Raw genomic sequence first — 22,534 nt, 5'->3', positions numbered from 1 at the left:
ATTGTCGCTAATAGCGATACCAAGGCTAAGTATCAACAAACTTTTAGCGCTAACGCTCCCTGCCTTAGTGTGACTTAAACAGCTCTTGAATCAAGTTCACTTAGCTTTGCTAAAATACAGCCCAGTAAAGCTGGCACAAAGCTTATCTTTACAATGCAGCTGTACCTCAAGTTTCACTTTTACCTTACCGCCATCAGCAAGGCTTGCTAATGAAACATCTGGCCAAATAACACTAGCAGTGGGGGCTTCAGTAATGGGCGCGCTATAGCGGATGTGTGCATCTGCTAATACGATATCACCACTAAAACCTTGCAACTTTTGCTGTAACCACATCATCCCCCAGCCCGTTAGGGTAGCCAGGGTATAAATACTGCCAGCAAACATGGTTTGATGCAGGTTAATATTGGGCTCGAGCGGCGCGGTAACTGTGAGTGTTTGCTGCTGAAAACTCAGCGGCTGCACTTGCATAAACTCACTCAAAGGAATGGTTTGATACCAAGTGTTTTGCAGTTCAATAAGTTGCTCTTTAGCCGCCATAATGTGCTCCTTTAAACCTGTAAATTAAAGGTCACAGGACCATCATTAACTAACTCTACCTTCATGTTTGCGCCGAAAGAGCCTGTAGCAGTTGTCACCCCTTGTTCACGACAAAAAGCCACGAAAGCTTCATATAGCTCATTGGCTTGATCTGGAGTCGCAGCGCTGGAGAAGCTTGGACGCAGCCCTCGGCCAGTATCAGCGGCTAAGGTAAACTGTGACACTACCAGTAACTCACCACCAGCTTGTTGCAGATTTAAATTCATCTTGCCGTTTTCATCACTAAACACACGATAGCCGATGACTTTTTTGGCCAGCTTTTGCATTTTCTCAATGTCATCGTCACGTTCCACCCCAAGCAGCACTAATAAACCTTTATTGATACTACCGGTGACTTCTTGCCCTAGCTCAGAGTCGATGGTGACACTGGCACGTGTCACCCTTTGGATTAAGCCAATCAATGTTACTTCCTAATACTTACGTGAAGAATTGTGCGATTACTTGCGGATTTACCTACACCAACAATAACCTTAGCCAGCGATATCTTGTTTCATCACTGGGATCGGTTTAATTAAATGCTCAGATCCTTTGGGTAATGATTTACCCACTTGATTAAGGCCTTCATCAGTCCACAACATAAAGCGGCGTAATTCTTCCAGTTCAATGGAATCAACAAATGTCGCAGCGCCTTGTACTTGGATCACCGCCCCATTGTCGCGAATGACGAACTTAGCAAAATTAAGCTTTTGGTTTAGTGAGCCAATTAACAACAATAGCTCTTTACTGCCATGTAATTGCGGATGCACCGCAAACAATCGATTGGTAAGAATACGATCGACCCCTTGCTCACTCATGCTAGGCTGCAGCACAAACTGAGTTTCCCCAAATTGCACCGCCACACTATTAGGGCTGAGTTTAGTGGCTAAGTAACTGGCGTTTAGCAACGTTTTATATAATTCTTCAGCGGCTTGCTCATCGCTCATATTAGCCATGTTGATCATCTTAGGAGCAGCAGAAACTACAGTATCTTCTGTGGTATTTTCGGTGGCGGCGCAAGCAGATAACCCTATTACGCATGCTGCAAGTATCAATTTTTTCATTTTCGTTCCTTGTTAAGTTATCTTTGCTAGCGATAAAGTATCGCAAGTTAACACTCATGTCAGGCTCAAGTGCTAAGCCCAGTCGGTGTATTTATAATACTTGTGTTACTTCTCATTATCTTCTGAAGTAGAAAAAATCCCGGTATCGAGGTACTCAGGCATCGCGGCCGTTATTTCTGCGCCTAATAAAACAATTATCCACGACACATAAATCCACACAAACAAAATCGGGATGGTGGCTAGCGCGCCATAAATGGCTTCATAACTGGGAAACTGCGTCACATAAAAGGCAAAACCTTTTTTACCCGCTTCAAATAGCATCGCCGCTACCACAGCACCTAATAAGGCATGTAAAAAATGCACTTTTTTATTGGGCACCACCATATACAACAGTAAAATCGAGGCCACAGAAAACAACATCGGCAAACGCTCAACCAGCCAAGTCATTAAGCCTGATATTTCGCTATTATCAAATACCGTTAATGACACCACATAAGAGGTTGCCACTAAGCTGGCACCAATCAATACTGGCCCTAATGTCAGTACCATCCAATACATAGAAAAAGACACCATATAAGAGCGGCTTTCAGTGGTACGCCAAATATTATTCAGCGCTTTATCGATAGCAGAAATCAGCAACAAGGCCACCACCACTAACGCAATCACCCCGACAAAGGTGCCCTTTGAGGCATTTTCAACAAATTCATTGATATAAACCTGTACGGTATCGCCAGCGGCAGGCAAAAAGTTGTCGTAAATAAAGCTCTCAATTTTACCGCGAATACCTTTAAATACTGGAAACGCCGACAACATCGACATGGTCACCGCCACCATTGGCACTAGTGATAATAGTGTCACATAGGCTAAGTGACCGGCTTTGACATTGATTTGATCTTCTACCAAGCGCTGCTTAAGGTGAAGTATAAATTGCCAAATGCTAATAAAAACTCGTTGGATATAGGCTACATCTATCTTATTTGTCACAATATTCTCTTGATTATTTTATTTTCAATTCTGCGTTTTAATTCGTACAATGTTATAACACGATAGTTACACTCCAAGGGAGCGATTTAATGTCTCAACAAGGTTCTGCTGGTAATGTGATTGCCGCCATCGCCAGTTTCTTTTTCCCAGGTTTAGGTCAACTGGTTCAAGGTCGTATTATAGCTGCAATTCTATTTTTCTGTCTTACAGCAGTATGTTACTTCTTCTGGGTATTAATCATCCCAGCCATTATTGGTGCCATACTTCACCTTTGGAGCATTATTGATGCTGCCACATTTACCGCCGACTAATTCGATAATACGATAAGAGAGTAAACAATGAAGAAATGGATATCCTTGGCATTACTGAGTAGCAGCTTACTACTTAGCGGTTGTCAAAGCGCTTATTATGGCGCCATGGAAAAGGTCGGCTACCACAAGCGTGACATCATGGTTGATCGCGTCCAGGAAGCAAAAGAGTCCCAAGAAGAAGCCCAAGAGCAATTTAGTTCTGCGTTAGAAGAAATGCAGGCGTTACTTGCCTTTGATGGTGGCGATCTTGAAGATGCTTATAACAAAGCTAAAGATGAATATGATTCAGCGCAGTCAGCCGCTGATGAAGTGGGCGATCGCATCGATAAAGTTGAAGATGTAGCTGAAGCTCTATTTGAAGAGTGGCAAGCTGAAATTCAAGAAATCAGCAAAGCGAGCCTACGCCGTAATAGCACCTCTAAATTGAATGAAACCCAGCGCTCTTACGATTCATTGGTCAAAGGCATGCGCCGCGCCGAAGCAAAAATGCCTCCGATCCTGACGGCTATGAAAGACAATATGTTGTATTTAAAGCATAACCTTAATGCGCAGGCCATTGGCGCCATTAAAGGTGAGTTTGAAAGCCTGCAATCAGATATTACTAGCTTGATCAGCGAAATGAACAAATCGATTGCTGAATCGAATAAGTTTATTGAAGCCATGGAAAAGGGTTAACATCTTAAAAATAAAGTGAGCAGCTTTTAAGTCCTGACTTAAAAGCTGCTTTTCTCTTTAGTTGCCAATTTATCCAGTTCAGAACAAGTCTTAACGCCATCTCGGCAAGCAATCAATGTCACCTCAATATGTGTAAGCATCTGCTTTTGATCAAGTATAAAACCCTGCGAGGCAGCCAAGTGTGATAATACTTGATAAGCCTCAGTCTCTACTGAGCCAAACTGGAATGTATCGCCATTACTGAGTGATGCAATTGCAGTCATTGATAACTGATTATTGTTACTATCTTTTAGCTTTCGAGCTGAAAAATGTAACCTTTGCTCATCATCAAAGCCGCTAACGAGTGACGTTAACGTCGATTTATCGGCAAATTCAAATGTTATTTCAGGGGATAAATTAGCAATGGGGGTATTATATTCAACCCCTTGGATATAGGCTTCAAACCACATCTTTTTGAACTGGTAATAAGTTATCTTACGCTTCCAATCTGCATTAATTTGCACTATTCGGTCTTTATCATTAACTAATGACCATGCTGTTGCGGCAATGTCTGGAGCAACCTTTATTTGTAGCGGCTCAAAAAAGTCCTGCTGATATAAATACTCTGCATAAGTAATAAACTGTTCACGCTCGAGATTTTGTGGCGCTAAGGGAATAATGGTAGAGCGGTCTTCAAACTGGCAAATGCCTTGGGTGGCAGAGCGATTATAGTCACTACACACTTCAACCATTAATTTAATTACTTCAAATTTACGTAGATCAAATTGGCTAAAGTTAACCACATTCATAAACGCGTGCTGGCGATTGGCTAACGCTGATAATGCTGCAGCTTGATATTTTTTATCTGAATTACAGTCATTACATTGAAGGTTTATGCTGCCAACTTTATTATTCGCAAAGACATTAGCAGTGACCAACATCAGCATTATTAACAGTACTAATTGGCTTAAAAATCCATTTCTCAAACTATTCCATCCCTATATAAAATTATACGTAACAAGCTAATAATAATCTAAAAGTAGCAATCGCGCCTGATGGCGCTGCAGTGAAATCAATACCCTAGCGATTAATACAGGTCAATGTAGTCATTTTTAGGCACAGCGAAAATCAGCGTATGATTATAATAAGCAATCAGATTGCCGCATGGGTTCTAATTTTGTTCAACGTTAAGGGGGAGTATCCCCAATTAAAGCTCCGACTTACATCCCCCTTAAACTCAGTTCAGTTAATTCAATTTATATAATGCCTACCATTAATCCGTTGAATAATTTGAGTGGCCGTTAAATCATGTACCACATTGATGACAGTCGATGCTGCATCGGTAATGGCGCCTAATACCACCAAAATAGGGATCACTTCGACGGGTAAGCCTAAGGTTGTCACAATAAAGATTTCCCCTAAAAATGCCCCGCCAGGCACGCCGCCAATGACAAATGCTGACAGCACCGAAATCAAAATGGTTAACATAAACACATCCGCGCTAAAGTCGAGCCCAAGTAATGAATAGATAAATACGATTTTAAGCGCGGTTATCATCGCTGCGCCGCCTTTATTTAAATTCACCAATAGCGGCAAGCTGATTTCAGCTATTTGCTCATTTAAACCCATTTTACTTGCTGTGCGAATATTAACTGGCAAGGTGGCCAAAGAGGAACTAGTACCTAGGGCGGTTACTGCAGGAGCTAACATATGCTGCCAAAAATTATTTACTCCTTTCCCTCCACCTCCAATCCATGCATATAGCGTTGAGCCTAAAGTTAAATACAAAAAGGTTGCCACTAAAAATAGCGCAATAGCTCGGGCAAATGTGCCCATTAACTCAGCATCTTGACTGGCCATAGTTGCGGCAAAATAAGCCCCTAAGCCAATTGGTGCTAAGTACATTAAGATGGCTATGATTTTCATGATCACGGTATTAAAGCTATCCAATAATGCCGAAACTTTGAGGCCGTCTTCACCTGATTGACCAATCGCTATTCCGGTGATCAGCGACATAATGATCAGCGCTAAAATATTCGATTTAGACATTAAGCCCACAAAATCATTGGTGGTTAATAAGCTCACAAAATCCATACTGCCAGTGGTTTCAACGGTATCGGCTAAATCAAGTGTCACTCCTTGGGCAGGGTCAAATGCTAGCGCCAACAAGGTAATGCCTACAGCGGGGATCATCGCCATGACAATGGACACGCCCATGATGGTGGCAAGTATGGAGCCAAGCTTTTTTAAATCGGTCATTTTGGCAATGGATGACATCACGCTAACGGCCACCAAAGGCACAATAATCATAAACAACAAGTTGAGAAATATTTGCCCTATGGGTTTAAGTTTAATGGCAAACTCAGGGGCAACTAAGCCCAACATGCCGCCCAGCATCAGGGCTGTGAGTAAAATAATCGATGAGCGATACGCGCGAAGGGCATTCCACATGGTGAGGTTCCAATAATTAAGATCTAGTGAGCATATGCTGATTTTTAATCATAGCCGAAAAGCCGTTACTATGAAGGCTGGGCTTACTGCAGCGCATTGATGACGAGTAACTTATCTGCTGTAAACTTGACTCTGAACTAATGCGCCCAAGCAAAGCCCGCGACTGCGGGCTTTGGCTAAATTGCGATAAACAGCTATTTTCCTCTGCTTCGCCCTTCTCTGGTCATTCCTGACTGACGCGCTTGTCGAGAACGATTCAGACTTTGATGATCTATGCTACTCGAGCGAGTTCGATTAATTGAGTGACTCATATTACTCGACTGATTACGGCTCGGTTGGCTGTGGCTAGTTTGATTTCGACTCGGTTGAATCGAGGTTGATGGCCGCGTACTTGTAACAGGACGAGTATTATTGGCGGGACGGGTATTACTCGCCGGACGAGTAGTGCTAGATGGCCGTGTCGAAGGAAAACTACTACTATTGCCCTTTGACGGTTTATTTACATTGCTAGGTTTAGACCCTTGAGCTTTTGATGGCACATTATTCCACTTACCATCGCTACGATTTTCCCACTTGCCTTTATTATCACGGGCAACATTACCGTGCTTATCGGCAAACACATCATTAGTGCGCTTTTTATTTACCTTCGCTTTATTAAAATGCTTATTGGCTACACTTGGGCTGGCTAAGCGTTTACGATTCGCCTCGCGATGGTAAAGGTTATTGGGTCTAGCGCGATTATTAGCTAATTTGTTCGAACGCATATGATTATGCATTTTAGTGCGATTACCGACACTGATACTGTTACCAATATTGATACGACCGGTATTGATCACCACTGGTCGTCTATAGCCACCGCCATAATAGCCACCACAGCATGGGCGACGATAACCATAACCGCCTCCCCATACCACACCAGCATTGAAAAAGCCGTTGCTCCAGCTCACGCCAACATTCCAACCTGTCCACGGATTATAACCAACATGTAATCCCCAGGTCGGTGGGCGAGGATAATAATTACGGCCTCGATACGGTGGGTAATACCAGCCGGTACCGTAAATTGGCACCCCATAATAAGGGTATGACCACATATAACCCGGCGTATAACCTACGTAAACCACTTCAGGGGTTGAATCATAAACCTGCACGTAAGTGGTGTTATAAACCGGCGAACTTGCGGGTATCTTGGCAATTTCTTCATCAGGAATATTATCAGCAACAATCCACGGGCCTTTGGCAGTTTTTGAGGTAAACCACACCCCATTATCGACTGCGTAATATGCTTTATTAATGAATAGTACTTGCGTGGCGGTATTGACGGCATAGGAAACCGCGGTGCCAGTAACAACTTCAAATTTAGGCTCGCCATCGTATTCAACCTCCAGTGTGGCTTCATCACGCTTAATCGCTGCAGTTTGCGGGATTTGCGCATCTAGCACTGCTTGATTGGCTTCATCAGTGCCTGCAACTGAGACCCTTAAGCCACCAATATCAGATTCGGGAGGGATATCGTTAAAGCTTTCAGGCAGTTTGTCAGCCCTAACAAACTGCCAAGGTCCGGCCTGCTTTTTAGATTTAAACCAACGCCCAGATAAAAGCACATACATATCGCCAGAGGAGGTCTCTCTTACCCATGGGGTTTCGGTATTGGTGACATAAAGTAACTTACCATCAATCAGACTTTGCCAATTGGGTGAGCCATCAGTGGCCACTAACTCAGTCGGTTCATTAGTGGTAATAATCTGCGGCGCATTGACGGTGCTTTTAGCGGCTTCATCCTCGGTATTCACCATGCTGACCAAATCTTCAGGAGGATACAATGTGACTTGCCATGGCCCCATAGGATCATCTGCCACATACCAAAAGGTACCACTGCTTAAATACAGCTTGTTCGTTTGCGTATTACGGGCAACGGCAAAAGGGGTATTTAACACTCGCTCATAGGGACTATTTTCAATTTCACTAAATTGTGGCTCACCATCATAGGACAGCAACACGCTCAAGTTATTACTGAAGACGATTTCTGGCGCATCGTTGTTAATATTATCTAAGCTGCGTTTTACCTGCTCAGCATTTTCAAGGCTGGCTGATAAGCGCTCCATGGAAATTTCGAAGCTAGTTGTCGCTAGCGCTTCTGAGACTGTATCGGTGAACGTTTGCTGGTCTTCGGCAGTGGATGATGGCCAGCGCACTTCGGTCACTTCAATATTACGCACCAAAGCAACATCGTCATCAGTATCGATTCTAGCGCTAAACCAAAAAGCGCCAAATACAGGGTCGTCTTGACCTTCCACTTCAAATGACATCGCAGCGCGGCTCATCAAGATATTGCCATCTAACGATTCTGGCTGCGGCTGATAAACCACTAAGGTGCCGAGTTTCGTTTCAACATCTTGCGGCCATTCAATTGCTACTGCCGAAAAGGGTAATAGCAACAATGCTATCCATACAGTTAGCACTTGCAGCCAGAGACGTTTGATATTGGTTATCATCATGAGTCCTTATTTTGCAATCATTTGCTATTAATCATGCGCGACTAATAATTAAAAGCGTGTATTTAAGTATATGTAGTAAAATCCATTTATTGCCAATTTGGTCATGATTAACAAGTTAGCATCTATTTGTTCATTTAATATACCGACAAACACATTGAATTTGTAAAATAGATTGTAGAAAAATCAAACAGCCACTTTGCTAAATATCCATCCACCCTGCCGTTTTATGAATATGCAAAGATCAAAAAAGCCCTTACTGGAAACCAGTAAGGGCTTTTTACTAACTGTTATTTACTACTATAAAAGCGGTCTATAAAGACGTCTTATAGTGAGTAGTAAAGTTCAAATTCAACTGGGTGAGTAGTACGTGCAACACGCTCTGCTTCACCTTGCTTGATAGCAATATATGAATCGATAAAGTCATTAGTGAATACTTCACCTTTAACTAAGAACTCACGGTCCGCATCTAAGCTTGCAAGTGCATCTTCTAGTGAAGTCGCAACTTGTGGGATCTCAGCCGCTTCTTCTGCTGGTAAGTCGTATAAATCTTTATCCATAGCTTCACCTGGGTGAATCTTGTTTTGGATACCGTCTAGACCTGCCATTAATAGCGCAGCAAAACCTAAATATGGGTTTGCATGTGGATCAGGGAAACGTGTTTCAATACGACGACCTTTAGGGCTTGGTACCACTGGGATACGGATAGAAGCACTACGGTTACGTGCAGAGTATGCAAGCATGACAGGCGCTTCGAAATGTGGCACAAGACGCTTGTAAGAGTTTGTGCTTGGGTTAGTAAATGCATTCAACGCTTTAGCATGCTTGATGATACCACCAATGTAGTAAAGAGCAGTTTCACTTAAACCAGCGTACTTGTCGCCTGCGAATAAGTTAACGCCATCTTTAGCTAAAGATTGGTGAACGTGCATACCACTACCGTTATCGCCCATTACTGGTTTAGGCATAAATGTCGCTGTTTTACCGTATGCGTGTGCCATGTTATGCACAACATACTTAAGGATCTGAACTTCATCAGCTTTAGCAGTTAGCGTGTTAAAGCGTGTCGCGATTTCGTTTTGACCGGCTGTAGCAACTTCATGGTGATGCGCTTCAACAACTTGACCCATTTCTTCAAGTACTAAACACATAGCACTACGTAAGTCTTGTGATGAATCAACTGGTGCTACTGGGAAGTAACCACCTTTAACGAATGGACGGTGACCAGTGTTACCATCTTCATAGCCAGTACCTGAGTTCCATGCCGCTTCTTTTGCATCAACTTTAGCAAAACAACCTGACATGTCAGCACCAAACTTAACATCGTCAAATAAGAAGAACTCTGGCTCTGGACCAATTAATACTGTGTCAGCAATACCAGTAGACGTTAAGTATTCTTCAGCTTTTTTAGCAATAGAACGTGGGTCACGGTTGTAACCTGTCATTGTGCCTGGCTCTAAGATGTCACAACGGATTAGTGCAGTTGTTTCTTCTGTGAAAGGGTCAAGAACAAACGTGCTCGCATCTGGCATAAGTACCATGTCAGATTCGTTAATGCCTTTCCAACCCGTAATAGACGAACCATCGAACATTTTGCCGTCTTCAAAAAAATCTTCATCAACCTGATGAGATGGGATAGAAACGTGTTGTTCTTTACCTCTGGTATCGGTAAAGCGTAAATCAACAAACTTAACTTCCAATTCTTTAAGTTGCGTTAAAACAGATTCAGCTGACATTCTTAAGCCTCCGGTAGAGTAAGGGTATTCCCTTTTATAATTCAAGTTCACCACTATACTACGACATTAAAGACGCGTATGTGTCGAAATATCACATAATTGACAATCTTAAAGCTATTACCATGCCAACTGAATAAGTATATGATTTTTATATATTTGACTTAATAGACAATTATCGAAAACACAATTTTGCATCATTTTAGTGCAAGCGCACGCACTATTATGGTTCAAATTCTATTTTGGTGCGCGGCTAAAAACACTGCGCTGATTGTTTGTCACATTTCTGAATCGTTACTATTATATGATGCTATAAATGCCAAAATTGATGGTTATTTTTTAGCTAATCACAAAGTGTACAAAAATAATCCTATCCGCAAAGCGTCTCGTGGAGTAGAATGGCACGCTTTTTTATGGTGGCTAAACTTAATGCCGCTATAAACTCCTATTTATTTGTTTGATGGTATAGAGGTTTTATCCGTGTTAGAGAATTTACGTAACATCGCCATTATTGCTCACGTCGACCATGGCAAAACGACCTTGGTAGACAAGCTTTTGGCACAGTCAGGCACCCTTGAAAGTCGAGGCGAAGCCGCAGAACGTGTAATGGATTCTAACGATCTTGAAAAAGAACGTGGTATCACCATTTTGGCTAAAAATACCGCCATCAAATGGAACGACTACCGTATTAATATCGTAGACACTCCTGGTCACGCCGATTTCGGTGGTGAAGTTGAACGTGTTCTATCTATGGTAGATTCAGTATTACTTTTAGTTGATGCAGTTGATGGCCCAATGCCACAAACTCGCTTCGTAACTAAAAAAGCGTTTGCTCAAGGCCTTAAGCCAATTGTTGTAATCAACAAGATTGACCGTCCAGGCGCTCGTCCTGATTGGGTTATTGACCAAGTATTCGATTTATTCGACAACTTAGGTGCAACTGACGAACAGTTAGATTTCCCTATCGTTTATGCTTCTGCATTAAATGGTTTCGCGACCCTTGATCCAGACGAAACTAGCGAAGACATGACACCTTTATTCCAAGCAATTGTTGAAAAGGTTTCTTTCCCTGATGCTGATGCTGAAGGTGAATGTCAAATGCAAATTTCTCAAATCGATTACAACTCATACGTAGGTGTTATCGGTATTGGTCGTGTTAAACGTGGTAGCGTTAAGCCTAACCAACAAGTAACTATTGTTGGTGCAGACGGTAAGACACGTAACGGTAAAGTTGGCCAAGTATTAGGTTACATGGGTCTTGACCGTCACGAAGTTGCTGAAGCTAACGCTGGCGACATCGTTGCAATTACCGGTCTTGGTGAGCTAAAAATTTCTGACACTATTTGTGCTCCAGGCGCTGTTGAAGCCTTGCCTGCTCTTTCTGTTGACGAACCAACGCTAACCATGACTTTCCAAGTAAACACTTCTCCGTTTGCTGGTAAAGAAGGTAAGTATGTTACTTCACGTAATATCCTTGAGCGTTTAGAGCAAGAGCTAATTCATAACGTTGCATTACGTGTTGAAGAAACTGAATCTCCAGATCGTTTCCGTGTTTCAGGCCGTGGTGAATTACACTTAGGTATCCTAATTGAAAACATGCGTCGTGAAGGTTACGAGCTAGCGGTATCACGTCCAGAAGTAATCGTTAAAGAAATTGACGGTGAAATGTGCGAGCCATTTGAAACCTTAACCGTTGATGTTGAAGAAGAACATCAAGGTGCTGTAATTGAAAAATTAGGTACACGTAAAGGTGACATGAAAGACATGCAGCTAGACGGTAAAGGTCGTGTACGTATCGACTTTATCATTCCTAGCCGTGGCTTAATCGGTTTCCAAACTGAATTCATGACAGCGACTTCTGGTACTGGTCTTATCTACCATTCATTCGACCATTACGGTCCAGTGAAAGGCGGTGACATTGGTCAACGTGCTCGTGGTGTATTGATTTCAAACGCTACTGGTAAAGCACTGACTTTCGCATTGTTCGGTTTACAAGAACGTGGTCGTCTATTCATCGGCCATGCTGCTGAAGTATATGAAGGTCAAGTTGTTGGTTTACACGCTCGTGCAAACGATTTAACAGTTAACTGTTTGAAAGGTAAGCAACTTACAAACATGCGTGCATCAGGTACTGATGAAGCACAAGTGTTAACTCCGCATATCGAAATGACCCTTGAGCAAGCGCTTGAGTTCATCGATGATGACGAATTAGTAGAAGTAACTCCTGAGAACATCCGTGTTCGTAAGCGTTACTTAACTGAAAACGAGCGTAAGCGTCATAACCGTAGCGCTAAGTAATCGTTTTGATTAGTTAACGATTTCAAATTTTGAGAACCAAAAAACCCGCTTATGGCGGGTTTTTTATTGGCTAAATATACTTAGCCGCAAAACAGCACATGACTTAATTTCACTTTTAACTCACTTAAATCGACTATATATTTTCTCTCAATAATTAATCAACAGAGAATAATATGACCGTCATTAATCACGTTAACGTAGCCAAGCAAGCCAATGTTTATTTTGAAGGTAAAGTCATCAGTCGTACCATTCATTTTAATGACGGAAGCCAGCAGACTCTCGGAGTAGTGTTGCCGGGCGAATACAGCTTTGACACTGCTGTCGCTGAAATCATGAATGTGACTTCAGGTTCATTTGAGGTGCTATTACCCAACAAGAGTGAATGGCAAACCGTTCCAGCAGGTCAACTGTTTACACTTGATGCGAAAGTCACCTTTAAAATTCGTACCCATGAAATTAGCGAATATTGCTGCGAGTACAAGTAATTAGCCTATGTTAATCAGCAGTTAATACTGATCTTTAATTCAAAAGAGGCTAATATTATAAAGTTTAAAGCTGAAGGTGAAGGAACCCCAAATGCGTTTAACCTTATTAATAACTCTTATTTTATGCAGTGTTATCTTTTCTATCAGTCATGCCACCGTGTATCGCTGGGTTGATGAACAAGGAAATGTACATTACAGCGACCAACCACGAGAAAATGCTGAACAAGTAGAATTGAGTGAAAATACCCAAAACAGTGTTGCTGCGCCCACCGTCATAGAAACAGACAGCAGCCCAAAAGAAGCTAAACCAGTAGAGTATCGGGTACGTATTGTTAATCCGACCCAAGAAGAAACCATTCGCAATAACAATGGCAACTTTACTGTGGTTGCCAGTGCTGCACCAGAATTACCCAGTGGCTTTTTAATGGCGCTGTATATCGACGACTTACTTTATGGTCAGCCGCAATCAAGCAGTATTTTTAATGTTACCGAAGTGAATCGCGGTGAACATAATCTCGTGGTTAAAGTTTTGACCCAAAACGGCAAAGTCCTTGCATCAAGTTCTCCAAGAAAGATATTTCTACACCAAGCATCTGTTTTCTCAATCGCAAAGCCTCGACCTTTGCCAAGTAAAAAGTGATATATATCAAAAAGATAAATATTATGAATTTGAGATTGTTTTAACAAGTTGCCAGTGTAGAACAAGTTGCGCATCGCACCATATTGGTGCAACATAGTAGTGCAACTCTACTTTGCAGGACACTTGATGGACATGAACAATCTGCTGAATCATTTGGTTACCGCTGTATTCGTTATCGATAACGAATTACGGCCGCGTTATGCCAATGCTGCAGCTGAACAACTTCTTGGTATTGGCAGCAATAAATTACTAGAGCAGCGTTTACCTGAGCTATATCAGTTCATGGGCGTTGAAGCCGAGCTCCTCCAAGACTCGGTTAACGCAAATCAAGGGATCACCGTCAACACTGCGGCGTTAATTACTCTTGATGGCGTGCACCACATCATCGATATCACCCTGATACCGATGGAAAGTGAAGACAACATCAGCCTGCTAGAACTACGTCAAGTTGATCAACAACATCGTATTCATCAACAACTTAATTTAGATGCTCAGCAACAGGCGGCACAATTTTTAGTGCGTAACCTCGCCCATGAAATTAAAAACCCATTAGGTGGCTTAAGAGGCGCGGCGCAACTATTATCTCGGGAACTAGAAGACCCAAGCCTTAAAGAATTTACCGATCTGATTATTGAGCAAGCCGATAGACTACGAAATTTAGTTGATAAACTATTGGGCCCTCAGCGCCCGACTCAACATGAAACCCACAATATTCATCAAATAGTTCAAAAAGTGCTGCGCTTAGTCGAGCTAACCCTACCAAGCAATATCCGCTTGGAGCGAGATTATGACCCTTCAATCCCCGATATGGACATGGATGCTGATCAATTACAGCAAGCGGTGCTCAATGTGGTGCAAAATGCCGCGCAAGCATTAGATCCTAATGGCGGAGAAATACTCATCCGCACTCGCACCCAGCATCAAGTCACCATAGGCACTAAGCGTTTTAAGCTGGTACTGGCATTGTCGATTATCGATAACGGCCCAGGGATCCCTGCAGACCTATTAGATACCTTGTTTTATCCCATGGTCACCGGCCGTGAGGAGGGCTCAGGATTAGGATTATCCATCGCCCATAATATTGCACGATTACATGGAGGTCGGATTGATTGTATATCGGCACCAGGACAAACAGAATTTACGATTATTTTGCCATTACAATAATTTGCCAATGATGGCTCAAGAGGAAGTGATATGAACATAAGCGAACAAGTTTGGATCCTTGATGACGACAGCTCGATTCGCTGGGTTTTAGAAAGAGCCTTAGCGGGAGCTAAACTGACAACGGCAAGTTTTGCCGCTGCAGAGTCGTTATGGCAAGCCTTAGAAATATCTCAGCCTATTGTCATCGTATCTGATATCCGTATGCCGGGTACCGATGGCTTAACCTTGCTTGATCGCTTGCAAATGCACTATCCGCATATTCCGGTGATCATCATGACGGCTCATTCGGATCTGGATAGTGCCGTCAGTGCCTATCAAGCAGGGGCATTTGAATATTTGCCAAAGCCTTTTGATATTGATGAAGCCATTGCGCTGGTAGAGCGCGCACTGACCCATGCAACAGAGCAAGTACCGCCGCCTGTAGCTGAGCCAGAAAAGCTTAAAACACCAGAAATTATTGGTGAAGCGCCTTCAATGCAGGAGGTGTTTCGCGCTATTGGCCGTTTATCTCGCTCATCAATTAGTGTGCTTATTAACGGTCAGTCTGGTACCGGTAAAGAGTTAGTTGCTGGGGCGCTGCATAAACATAGCCCCCGTAAAGAAAACCCTTTTATTGCCCTTAACATGGCAGCAATCCCCAAAGATTTGATTGAATCTGAATTATTTGGTCATGAAAAAGGTGCCTTCACCGGTGCCGCTAATGTGCGCCAAGGGCGCTTTGAGCAAGCCAATGGCGGCACACTATTCTTAGATGAAATTGGTGATATGCCATTAGATGTGCAAACCCGTCTATTGCGGGTATTGGCTGATGGGCAATTTTATCGGGTTGGTGGTCACATTGCCGTGCAAGTTGATGTACGTATTATTGCCGCAACCCACCAAGACTTAGAATTATTGGTGCAAAAAGGCGATTTCCGTGAAGATTTATTTCATCGTCTCAATGTTATAAGAGTACATTTACCACCGCTTTCTCAGCGCCGTGAGGATATTACTCAGTTAGCAAGCCATTTCCTTGCCACTGCCGCCAAAGAAATCGGCGTTGAGCCTAAAATCCTCACTAAAGAAACCGCTAAAAAACTTGAGCAACTGCCGTGGCCGGGTAATGTGCGTCAGCTTGAAAATACCTGCCGCTGGTTAACAGTGATGGCATCGGGGCAAGAAATCCTGCCTCAGGATTTACCGCCTGAGCTGCTAAAAGATCCCATCAGTGCCAGCGAGCGTGTTAATGGTGTTTCTGATTGGCAAATGGCGCTGACCCAATGGATTGATGAAAAGCTCTCTGCCGGTGAAAGTGATTTATTAACTGAAGTGCAACCTGCCTTTGAGCGAATTTTACTTGAAACCGCACTAAAGCATACTCAAGGCCATAAACAAGAAGCCGCTAAACGTTTAGGCTGGGGGCGTAATACACTCACCCGCAAGCTAAAAGAGCTTGAAATGGATTAAAGTCCTGCTTATTTCAGCCTAAAAGGAGTCCTATTTCGATAATGAAATGACTCCTTTTTTATGACTATATTGATTTAGTTTTGTAGTTTAAGCACTATTAACTCAGAGTATAAGCATTATTCAGAGCTTCGAATATGGAGCGAGTAACAACCCTCAATTACCACAAACACATGAGCTGTAAAGCCGCGAAGTATATCGCTCAACATAACTGCAAGGACTGAAAATGGCCGCAAAAAGCATTATTGTCATGGGCGTATGTGCCAGCGGAAAAAGTAGCATTGCTGCGCGCTTAGCTGCTGTTATCAAGGCTAAGTTTATTGACGGTGACGATCTACATCCTAAAGCCAATATCATCAAAATGACCAAGGACGAAGCGCTCAATGATACCGACCGCGCCCCTTGGCTTGAGCGCATAAGGGATGCTGCATTTAGCATTGAACAAAAAAACGAAACTGCAGTGATTGTCTGTTCAGCATTAAAACAAAGCTATCGCGAGCAAATACGCGAGGGCAATAATCATGTGGTATTTCTGTATCTTGAAGGCAGTTACCAACTAATTTTAAAAAGAATTCAAGCCCGTCATGGCCATTTTATGAAAGCTGACATGCTTGATAGTCAATTTGCCACCTTAGAAGATCCAAGCAATGAGCCTGACGTGATCACTGTCAATATTGATAATTCTATTGAAGCCATTGTCCAGCAAGCTTTAAAAGCTTTAACCGAGTTAGAATCAAGTTAATTTCGACCGCAACATTATCAAAACCGCACTCATCACTTGGCTGCAGATGTAAAAAAGCCTTAACTGCATATAACAGTTAAGGCTTTTTATTTGGCTAATATTGCCCTTGATAGCAACAGTATTATTAACTGCGGTATCAACTGCAATTGATGTCATCAGCCATTAAATCGGGTCTTGGTGAATAATCACTTCGGCATCTTCAAACTCTGCCCGTAAGCGATCTTCAGTGCCATCAGTAATTTCGTGGGCTTCAAGTAATAACAGTTGCCCATTTAATTCAATATGAAATTGAATGAAGGTGGTTTTACCGGCCTGACGCGTCCGTAAATCATGAATACCATTCACCCGCGGATCCGCGGTGGCAATGGCAACAATCTGCGCCCGAGTCTCTTCATCCAGCTCCCTGTCTAATAACGACTGAACCGAGCGATACGCTAAATCAAATGCTTGATGACCAATGTATAAGGCAATCAATACTGCAAACAAGCCATCAGCCCACCACCAGCCATATTGTGCTAATACCAATGCCAGCAATACTGCACCGTTTAAAAATAAATCTGATTTATAATGCAATGAATCCGCTTCGACTATGGTGCTGTTGGTCTTGGCTAAGGCTTTTTTCTGCAGTATCACCAAGGCAAAAGTCATGACTAAGGCAATAATGGAGACAATGACCCCAAGGCCTGCATGGGCCACTTCTACCGGATTAATTAACCGTTCGCCACCATAAAACATCAACAAAAATGCTGAGCCTAAGATGAAAGCAGATTGGGCAAGTGATGCAAGAGGTTCGGCTTTACCATGACCATATCGATGGTCGTCATCAGCGGGTAAAATGGCATAGCGAATAGCGATGAAATTCACTATGGATGCTAAGGCATCAGCAAAGGAGTCAGTAAGGGAAGCTAACATACTCGCCGACCCTGAATAGAGCCAAGCGAGTAGTTTTATCACGATCAGGATTAATGCTGTTGCCACCGCGGCTCGGCTGGCAAGTTTTACCCAAAAATCGTATTCAGATTCTGCAGTCATAATAGAGAAAACACTAGTAATTAAGCCATTTAGTTAATCTCTATTATAGCGGAGTCTTGGTTTATTTAACGAGAACCTTTACCTTTTACCTTGATAAAGCGTGATTCAAATTTCTGTTGCTGCTCTTCTGTCAAAATTTGATAGATTTCATTTTGCATTTTGAAGAAATTCATCATTTGTTGTGTTTGCTTCGCCTGCTTAGCAGCAATGATTTGCTCAGCTTGAGACTCATTAAAGTTGGCATCAGTAATTAACGCTAACATGTCTGCTTTATGTGCACTGCGCTCTTCTGCTGAAGGACGCTCGCCTTTTTCAGCTTTGTACTTAGCCATAATCGCTTTAACGTCAGTCTTTTGCGCTTCGGTAAGATCTAAAGAACGTAGCATTTTACGTACGCCTTTATGCATGCTTTTACCGTGATGTTTGCCGCCGTGAGCGCGTTCACCTTTTTGGGTTTGCTCAGTTTTAACTGAGGTATCTGCAGGCTCTGCGGCATAAAGTTGACCAGCTAATAATGCTGATGATGCTACTAGAGCTAAAACGCTGCTTTTCATCTTTAATCGTGTTTTCATAATCTCACCTTTTATCTCAAGTTATTGAACCCGCTAAGACCGACGGTTAACCATTTAATCCATCAAATGTAACCAATCAAAAACTCACCTTAGGCTCAAAATCGTTTGTGTTGTCAGTATGAAAATGAACATCGCACTGATAACGGGATCTGGGGTCACCTACATACTGTTTCGTAGGAATGAAACAAGTTTAGCGAATGCAATGTCAATGAGGGTGTTGGCTCAGTAAAAAAATGTAAAGACCATTTTTTAATCAACACATATCTTGTTCTTCAATAAAATTGCCCATAATCACGACCTCGATGCAGAGAATGGGAGCAAGCTCACGTATTAAAGGTTTGATCATTTTCATAATGAACAAAGTTACACTTGTAACATCAAAGTTAGCGCTAAGTAGTTAACATTATGAGACATTAGCTTTATAGCGAGTGCGACTTATCAGAGATAATTTAAGCGCATGTGACAAAAGACTGCAGCTAAGAGTGAATGACTGATGTTATGAGTGACTAAATGCGGTAAATGATTGAATTGAGGTTATGGATGAACAAAGTTGTCAGCAATATCATTTTTATTAGTAGTTTATTATTTTCTGTCTGTGGTTTTGCACAAAGTAACGTGACACCCAGTCCTCACGAACCCAATGCCAGTATTTGGGTTAATCAAACCCAAGCCGGCCCCGAGATTAACTTACACTTTTTTTGGTCTGCGACCTGCCCACATTGTAAGGAGGCTCACCCTTTTATAGATGCCTTAGCAGAGCGCTATAGCTGGATTCATTTACAAGATTACCTTATTAGCGAGCCTGGCAGTGTCGACAAACTCATGGCCGTGGGCGAATTAACCGGGGTTGAACCCAAGTCAGTGCCTTATGTCGCCGTCTGTGGCGAAGCCATTACTGGCTACAACAGCCATGATGTCACCGGACGCTATATTCTGCAGCGCCTAGAGGCTTGTTATCAACGAAATGCAGGCAGCTTGCCAAGCAAAGACTTAATGGCTGATTTCTATACCGAAAAAACCACTGCTAGTAGCCCGCTTTTTGAAACCTGTGCTGATGATTCAGATCCAAATAACCCCAGCACTTGTGGGATGAACTTTAGTACGACTACTAGCGAACAAGCAAAGCTCGATTCAACGCCACATATCCAGCCCGTTGATATTCCGTTAATTGGTGCAGTTCAACCAGAGCAAATGTCACTTCCTGTGTTGACCTTAGTCCTCGCCGGCGTCGATGCCTTTAACCCTTGTGCCTTCTTCGTATTGCTATTTTTGCTTAGCATTATGGTGAATGCCGGTAGTCGTGGCCGCATGTTATTAGTGGGCGGTATCTTTGTGTTTTTCTCGGGCTTTATTTACTTTATCTTTATGAGCGCGTGGCTAAACTTATTCCAGTTACTTGGCGGTGGTGATGGCGGCTGGATAATTACTAGCGCAGGAGTTATCGCACTGGTGGCGGCAGTAGTGAATATTAAAGATTTCTTTTTTGGTAAAGGCGATGTCAGTTTGTCTATGTCAGTTGAAAACCGCGGCAGCTTAATCAAACGCATGGGCAAATTATCTAAAGCTAGCTCTTTACCGGCACTTATTTTCGGTTCCGCGGTACTGGCGATACTGGCTAATGCCTACGAGCTATTATGTACCGCTGGCTTCCCAATGATTTATACCTCAGTGCTGTCAATTTCAGGCTTAGATACCATGGAACGCTATTTGTATCTCATTGCCTACAACGTTATTTATATCATCCCGTTAGCCACTATTGTCATCGTCTTCGCTGCCACATTAGGTAAACGTAAGCTCACAGAAAAAGAGGGCGAAGTACTAAAACTCATGTCAGGGATTATGATGTTAGGTTTAGGCGGAATGCTGGTGATAAATCCAACCGCATTACAAGATGTGGTGTTCTCAGTAGGATTAATTGCAGGGTCTATTTTACTGACCTATATCGTGGTTAAGATAAAACGTTATTTGAAAAAGTAACGTTTAATTTCTAAATGGTGCAGTTGTCGCATTGAACCGCTAAATGTGCCTCTAATTGAGCCGATAATGGAGCCTATGAGCCCATTTAGCGGCAAAGTGCAGCCGAAGCTCAAACCAAAGGGCAAAGGCATACACTCCCTTTTGCTGGTAGCTGCACTTTGTTAAATGACTAAGATGTTAATGGGTAATTCTTTCAATCAGCGATACTTTTAATAAGTTGAGCTTATCTATTAGCGCCTGTTATAAATTGATCTATAACACGCGCCGCTCAAGGTTATAGTTCAATATCTTCTTTGAGCGACTCCATAATGAGCGCGTAATGGCGCATGTCTATTTTACTTTTTTTATATACAAGCGGTGATATGGTTTTTAGCATATTTTCATAACAAACCGATGGACATTGGTGTTGCCACTTTAAGCTATACATAACGCTGCACAGTGAATCAAAAGTCGGCCTGAAGTCGCAATCATAACCAAACTGCCTGACAAATCTATTTTGCCCCATAACAACAGCCCCCCTCTCCACTTGATTAAGCAAAACAATACAGTTTAATACTTCTTCTTTGCTAGATAACAACTCGCCTTCTGCAATAACAGTCTGCCACATAGTTTCAGCTTGCTCTTTTATTTCCATAAAATTAATTTTCAGATTACCGACAAACTCCGAGCTAGCAAGCTCATAGATATGGGGGTTAACACCTAAAAAATTAATACATAGATCATTTTTTTTTGCAGCCAGACATTTCATGGGGTCGTATGACATTGAATAGATGATTTTCTCTTGGTTTGAGAGCGTATCTGAAGAAAGTATCTCATTCACATGGGTAGCCACATCATTGATATGTTGAACATACAGCGACACCACAATGTCTTCTTTGCATTTAAAGTATTGGTACAAGGTTTTTTTTGAACACTCGGCGCGACTGGCTATTGTTGCCATTTTCAAGGAACAAATACCTTGCTCTTTTATGACCTCAGAAGAAGCCTTTAAAATGTTGGTTATAATTTGAGGCGGATCTAGTAAGTAATTGTTCATACTATATTTCTTTCAAAATTGAACTCGAAATTATTATCTCACTTCCTGGGTAATATCTCGCCCTATTCCTCCCTATAAAAGCCTATAATGTGATGGAGATTAAAATATTTTAATGTGTGCGACTACCAGCTTTCTTTGTTGCAAAACTGGGAAGTACAGCACTAAAAATGTAAACCTCTGGTTTCCAATAACGTTTCATTGGCTCACGGAACCCGCCGCTGAACCCCGCTAATATAATCATCAGAAACCAACCTGAGTATTAGCGAGAACATATGAAAAAGTCACTTACTACATTAGCAGCAGCATTATTCATGACATTCACAGCATCAGCAGCTGAAATGATTACAATTGACACGCCAGCACTGGATAACACCGTACAAAAAGTGTACTCAGTTTATTGCCCATTTTGCTACAAATACGAACAAGCAGTTACCCCAAACCTCATCAAAAACCTGCCAGCAGGTACCCAATTTCAGGCGATTTGCTTAGAAAACAAAGGGGAGCTTGGCGTTGAGTCGTGCGAAGTGTTAGCCGCCGCTAATACCATTAGCCACAAAAAATACCAACAAGCCAAACTCGCCATGTACGCAGCAATTCATGACAAAAAACTTAAAATCCTTAAAGGCTCTAACGCGGTAGAAGGCGAATTAGCCGCTATTGGCCTTAAAGCCGCAGGTATCTCACTAGCTGATTTTAAGGCTGCGCTGGACACACCACAGGCACAAGAAAAATTGGCCTATGACCGCACTATTGCCCTAACCATCGCCAAAGTTAAAGGTATTCCCGCAATCGTAGTCAATGGCAACAAAATGATAGATACCGGCACTATCACCTCATTAGGCAACCTTGACGAAACCATTAAGAACAACCTTTAGGACTTACC

The 22,534-nt window shown here is 42.4% G+C and carries 21 protein-coding genes; 10 read left to right on the top strand and 11 right to left on the bottom strand.

Annotated elements, in window-relative coordinates; all coding sequences use genetic code 11:
* Positions 1-96: 96 nt before the first annotated feature.
* The 4 genes from Q4533_RS05395 to Q4533_RS05380 form a co-directional block, all read right to left on the bottom strand.
* Entirely contained in the window at positions 97-537 is a 441-nt protein-coding gene (locus Q4533_RS05395; protein ID WP_303412412.1) for a thioesterase domain-containing protein, read from the bottom strand.
* An 11-nt stretch (positions 538-548) separates the two neighbouring features.
* Positions 549-998, bottom strand: a complete 450-nt coding sequence (gene dtd, locus Q4533_RS05390; protein ID WP_102439862.1) for a D-aminoacyl-tRNA deacylase — start codon at positions 996-998, stop codon at positions 549-551.
* A 69-nt stretch (positions 999-1,067) separates the two neighbouring features.
* Positions 1,068-1,637 (bottom strand): hypothetical protein, encoded by a 570-nt coding sequence (locus Q4533_RS05385; RefSeq protein ID WP_102439863.1) that lies wholly within the window; start codon positions 1,635-1,637, stop codon positions 1,068-1,070.
* A gap of 105 nt (positions 1,638-1,742) precedes the next feature.
* Positions 1,743-2,621, bottom strand: coding sequence for a virulence factor BrkB family protein (locus Q4533_RS05380; RefSeq protein WP_102439864.1), 879 nt, complete (start codon positions 2,619-2,621; stop codon positions 1,743-1,745).
* Between the two features lie 89 nt (positions 2,622-2,710).
* On the opposite strand from Q4533_RS05380, the gene Q4533_RS05375 reads away from it, so the two are divergent.
* Both Q4533_RS05375 and Q4533_RS05370 read left to right on the top strand, forming a co-directional pair.
* Positions 2,711-2,932: a hypothetical protein gene (locus Q4533_RS05375; protein ID WP_076538103.1), complete on the top strand. Its 222-nt coding sequence runs from the start codon at positions 2,711-2,713 to the stop codon at positions 2,930-2,932.
* A 27-nt stretch (positions 2,933-2,959) separates the two neighbouring features.
* Positions 2,960-3,607, top strand: a complete 648-nt coding sequence (locus tag Q4533_RS05370; RefSeq protein WP_102439865.1) for a DUF2959 domain-containing protein — start codon at positions 2,960-2,962, stop codon at positions 3,605-3,607.
* A gap of 38 nt (positions 3,608-3,645) precedes the next feature.
* On the opposite strand, the gene Q4533_RS05365 is transcribed toward Q4533_RS05370, so the two are convergent.
* From Q4533_RS05365 to glnA, 4 genes are all read right to left on the bottom strand, one after another.
* Positions 3,646-4,572, bottom strand: coding sequence for a hypothetical protein (locus Q4533_RS05365; RefSeq protein ID WP_303502216.1), 927 nt, complete (start codon positions 4,570-4,572; stop codon positions 3,646-3,648).
* Positions 4,573-4,837: 265 nt separating this feature from the next.
* Positions 4,838-6,037 (bottom strand): dicarboxylate/amino acid:cation symporter, encoded by a 1,200-nt coding sequence (locus Q4533_RS05360; protein WP_102476581.1) that lies wholly within the window; start codon positions 6,035-6,037, stop codon positions 4,838-4,840.
* 194 nt (positions 6,038-6,231) lie between these two features.
* Positions 6,232-8,532, bottom strand: a complete 2,301-nt coding sequence (locus Q4533_RS05355) for a carbohydrate-binding family V/XII (protein ID WP_303502214.1) — start codon at positions 8,530-8,532, stop codon at positions 6,232-6,234.
* A 323-nt stretch (positions 8,533-8,855) separates the two neighbouring features.
* Complete coding sequence (glnA, locus tag Q4533_RS05350; RefSeq protein WP_076538111.1) at positions 8,856-10,265, bottom strand: glutamate--ammonia ligase; 1,410 nt, start codon at positions 10,263-10,265, stop codon at positions 8,856-8,858.
* 477 nt (positions 10,266-10,742) lie between these two features.
* Between glnA and typA the strand changes: the two genes are divergently transcribed.
* The 6 genes from typA to Q4533_RS05320 all read left to right on the top strand — a co-directional run bounded on the left by typA (position 10,743) and on the right by Q4533_RS05320 (position 17,034).
* Positions 10,743-12,560 (top strand): translational GTPase TypA, encoded by a 1,818-nt coding sequence (gene typA / locus Q4533_RS05345; RefSeq protein ID WP_076538117.1) that lies wholly within the window; start codon positions 10,743-10,745, stop codon positions 12,558-12,560.
* 173 nt (positions 12,561-12,733) lie between these two features.
* Positions 12,734-13,045: a pyrimidine/purine nucleoside phosphorylase gene (locus Q4533_RS05340; protein ID WP_102440175.1), complete on the top strand. Its 312-nt coding sequence runs from the start codon at positions 12,734-12,736 to the stop codon at positions 13,043-13,045.
* 91 nt (positions 13,046-13,136) lie between these two features.
* On the top strand, positions 13,137-13,685 hold the full coding sequence (locus Q4533_RS05335) for a DUF4124 domain-containing protein (RefSeq protein WP_102440174.1): 549 nt from the start codon (positions 13,137-13,139) through the stop codon (positions 13,683-13,685).
* A 126-nt stretch (positions 13,686-13,811) separates the two neighbouring features.
* The gene (glnL, locus tag Q4533_RS05330; protein ID WP_102440173.1) at positions 13,812-14,849 is read left to right on the top strand and encodes a nitrogen regulation protein NR(II); all 1,038 of its coding nucleotides are present in this window, start codon (positions 13,812-13,814) and stop codon (positions 14,847-14,849) included.
* A 30-nt stretch (positions 14,850-14,879) separates the two neighbouring features.
* Positions 14,880-16,295, top strand: a complete 1,416-nt coding sequence (glnG, locus tag Q4533_RS05325) for a nitrogen regulation protein NR(I) (RefSeq protein ID WP_102440172.1) — start codon at positions 14,880-14,882, stop codon at positions 16,293-16,295.
* A gap of 223 nt (positions 16,296-16,518) precedes the next feature.
* A complete protein-coding gene (locus Q4533_RS05320; RefSeq protein ID WP_303502212.1) occupies positions 16,519-17,034 on the top strand; it encodes a gluconokinase in 516 nt (171 codons plus the stop codon).
* 162 nt (positions 17,035-17,196) lie between these two features.
* Here the strand turns inward: Q4533_RS05320 and Q4533_RS05315 are convergent, their stop codons facing one another.
* Positions 17,197-18,066 carry a cation diffusion facilitator family transporter gene (locus Q4533_RS05315; protein WP_102440170.1) on the bottom strand — a complete coding sequence of 290 codons (870 nt, stop codon included), beginning with the start codon at positions 18,064-18,066 and terminating at the stop codon, positions 17,197-17,199.
* Positions 18,067-18,131: 65 nt separating this feature from the next.
* On the bottom strand, positions 18,132-18,638 hold the full coding sequence (locus Q4533_RS05310) for a Spy/CpxP family protein refolding chaperone (protein ID WP_303502211.1): 507 nt from the start codon (positions 18,636-18,638) through the stop codon (positions 18,132-18,134).
* Positions 18,639-19,178: 540 nt separating this feature from the next.
* Between Q4533_RS05310 and Q4533_RS05305 the strand changes: the two genes are divergently transcribed.
* Positions 19,179-20,615 carry a cytochrome C biosynthesis protein gene (locus tag Q4533_RS05305; protein ID WP_303502209.1) on the top strand — a complete coding sequence of 479 codons (1,437 nt, stop codon included), beginning with the start codon at positions 19,179-19,181 and terminating at the stop codon, positions 20,613-20,615.
* Positions 20,616-20,889: 274 nt separating this feature from the next.
* Here Q4533_RS05305 and Q4533_RS05300 read toward each other — a convergent pair whose 3' ends face one another.
* Positions 20,890-21,651 carry a TetR/AcrR family transcriptional regulator gene (locus tag Q4533_RS05300; protein ID WP_303502208.1) on the bottom strand — a complete coding sequence of 254 codons (762 nt, stop codon included), beginning with the start codon at positions 21,649-21,651 and terminating at the stop codon, positions 20,890-20,892.
* Positions 21,652-21,923: 272 nt separating this feature from the next.
* Between Q4533_RS05300 and Q4533_RS05295 the strand changes: the two genes are divergently transcribed.
* Positions 21,924-22,526, top strand: coding sequence for a thioredoxin domain-containing protein (locus tag Q4533_RS05295; RefSeq protein ID WP_303502204.1), 603 nt, complete (start codon positions 21,924-21,926; stop codon positions 22,524-22,526).
* Positions 22,527-22,534: the final 8 nt, after the last annotated feature.

The organism is Shewanella sp. 6_MG-2023, assembly GCF_030547195.1.
Classification (GTDB): Bacteria; Pseudomonadota; Gammaproteobacteria; order Enterobacterales; family Shewanellaceae; genus Shewanella.
This window is presented reverse-complemented; position numbering and strand designations above follow the sequence as displayed.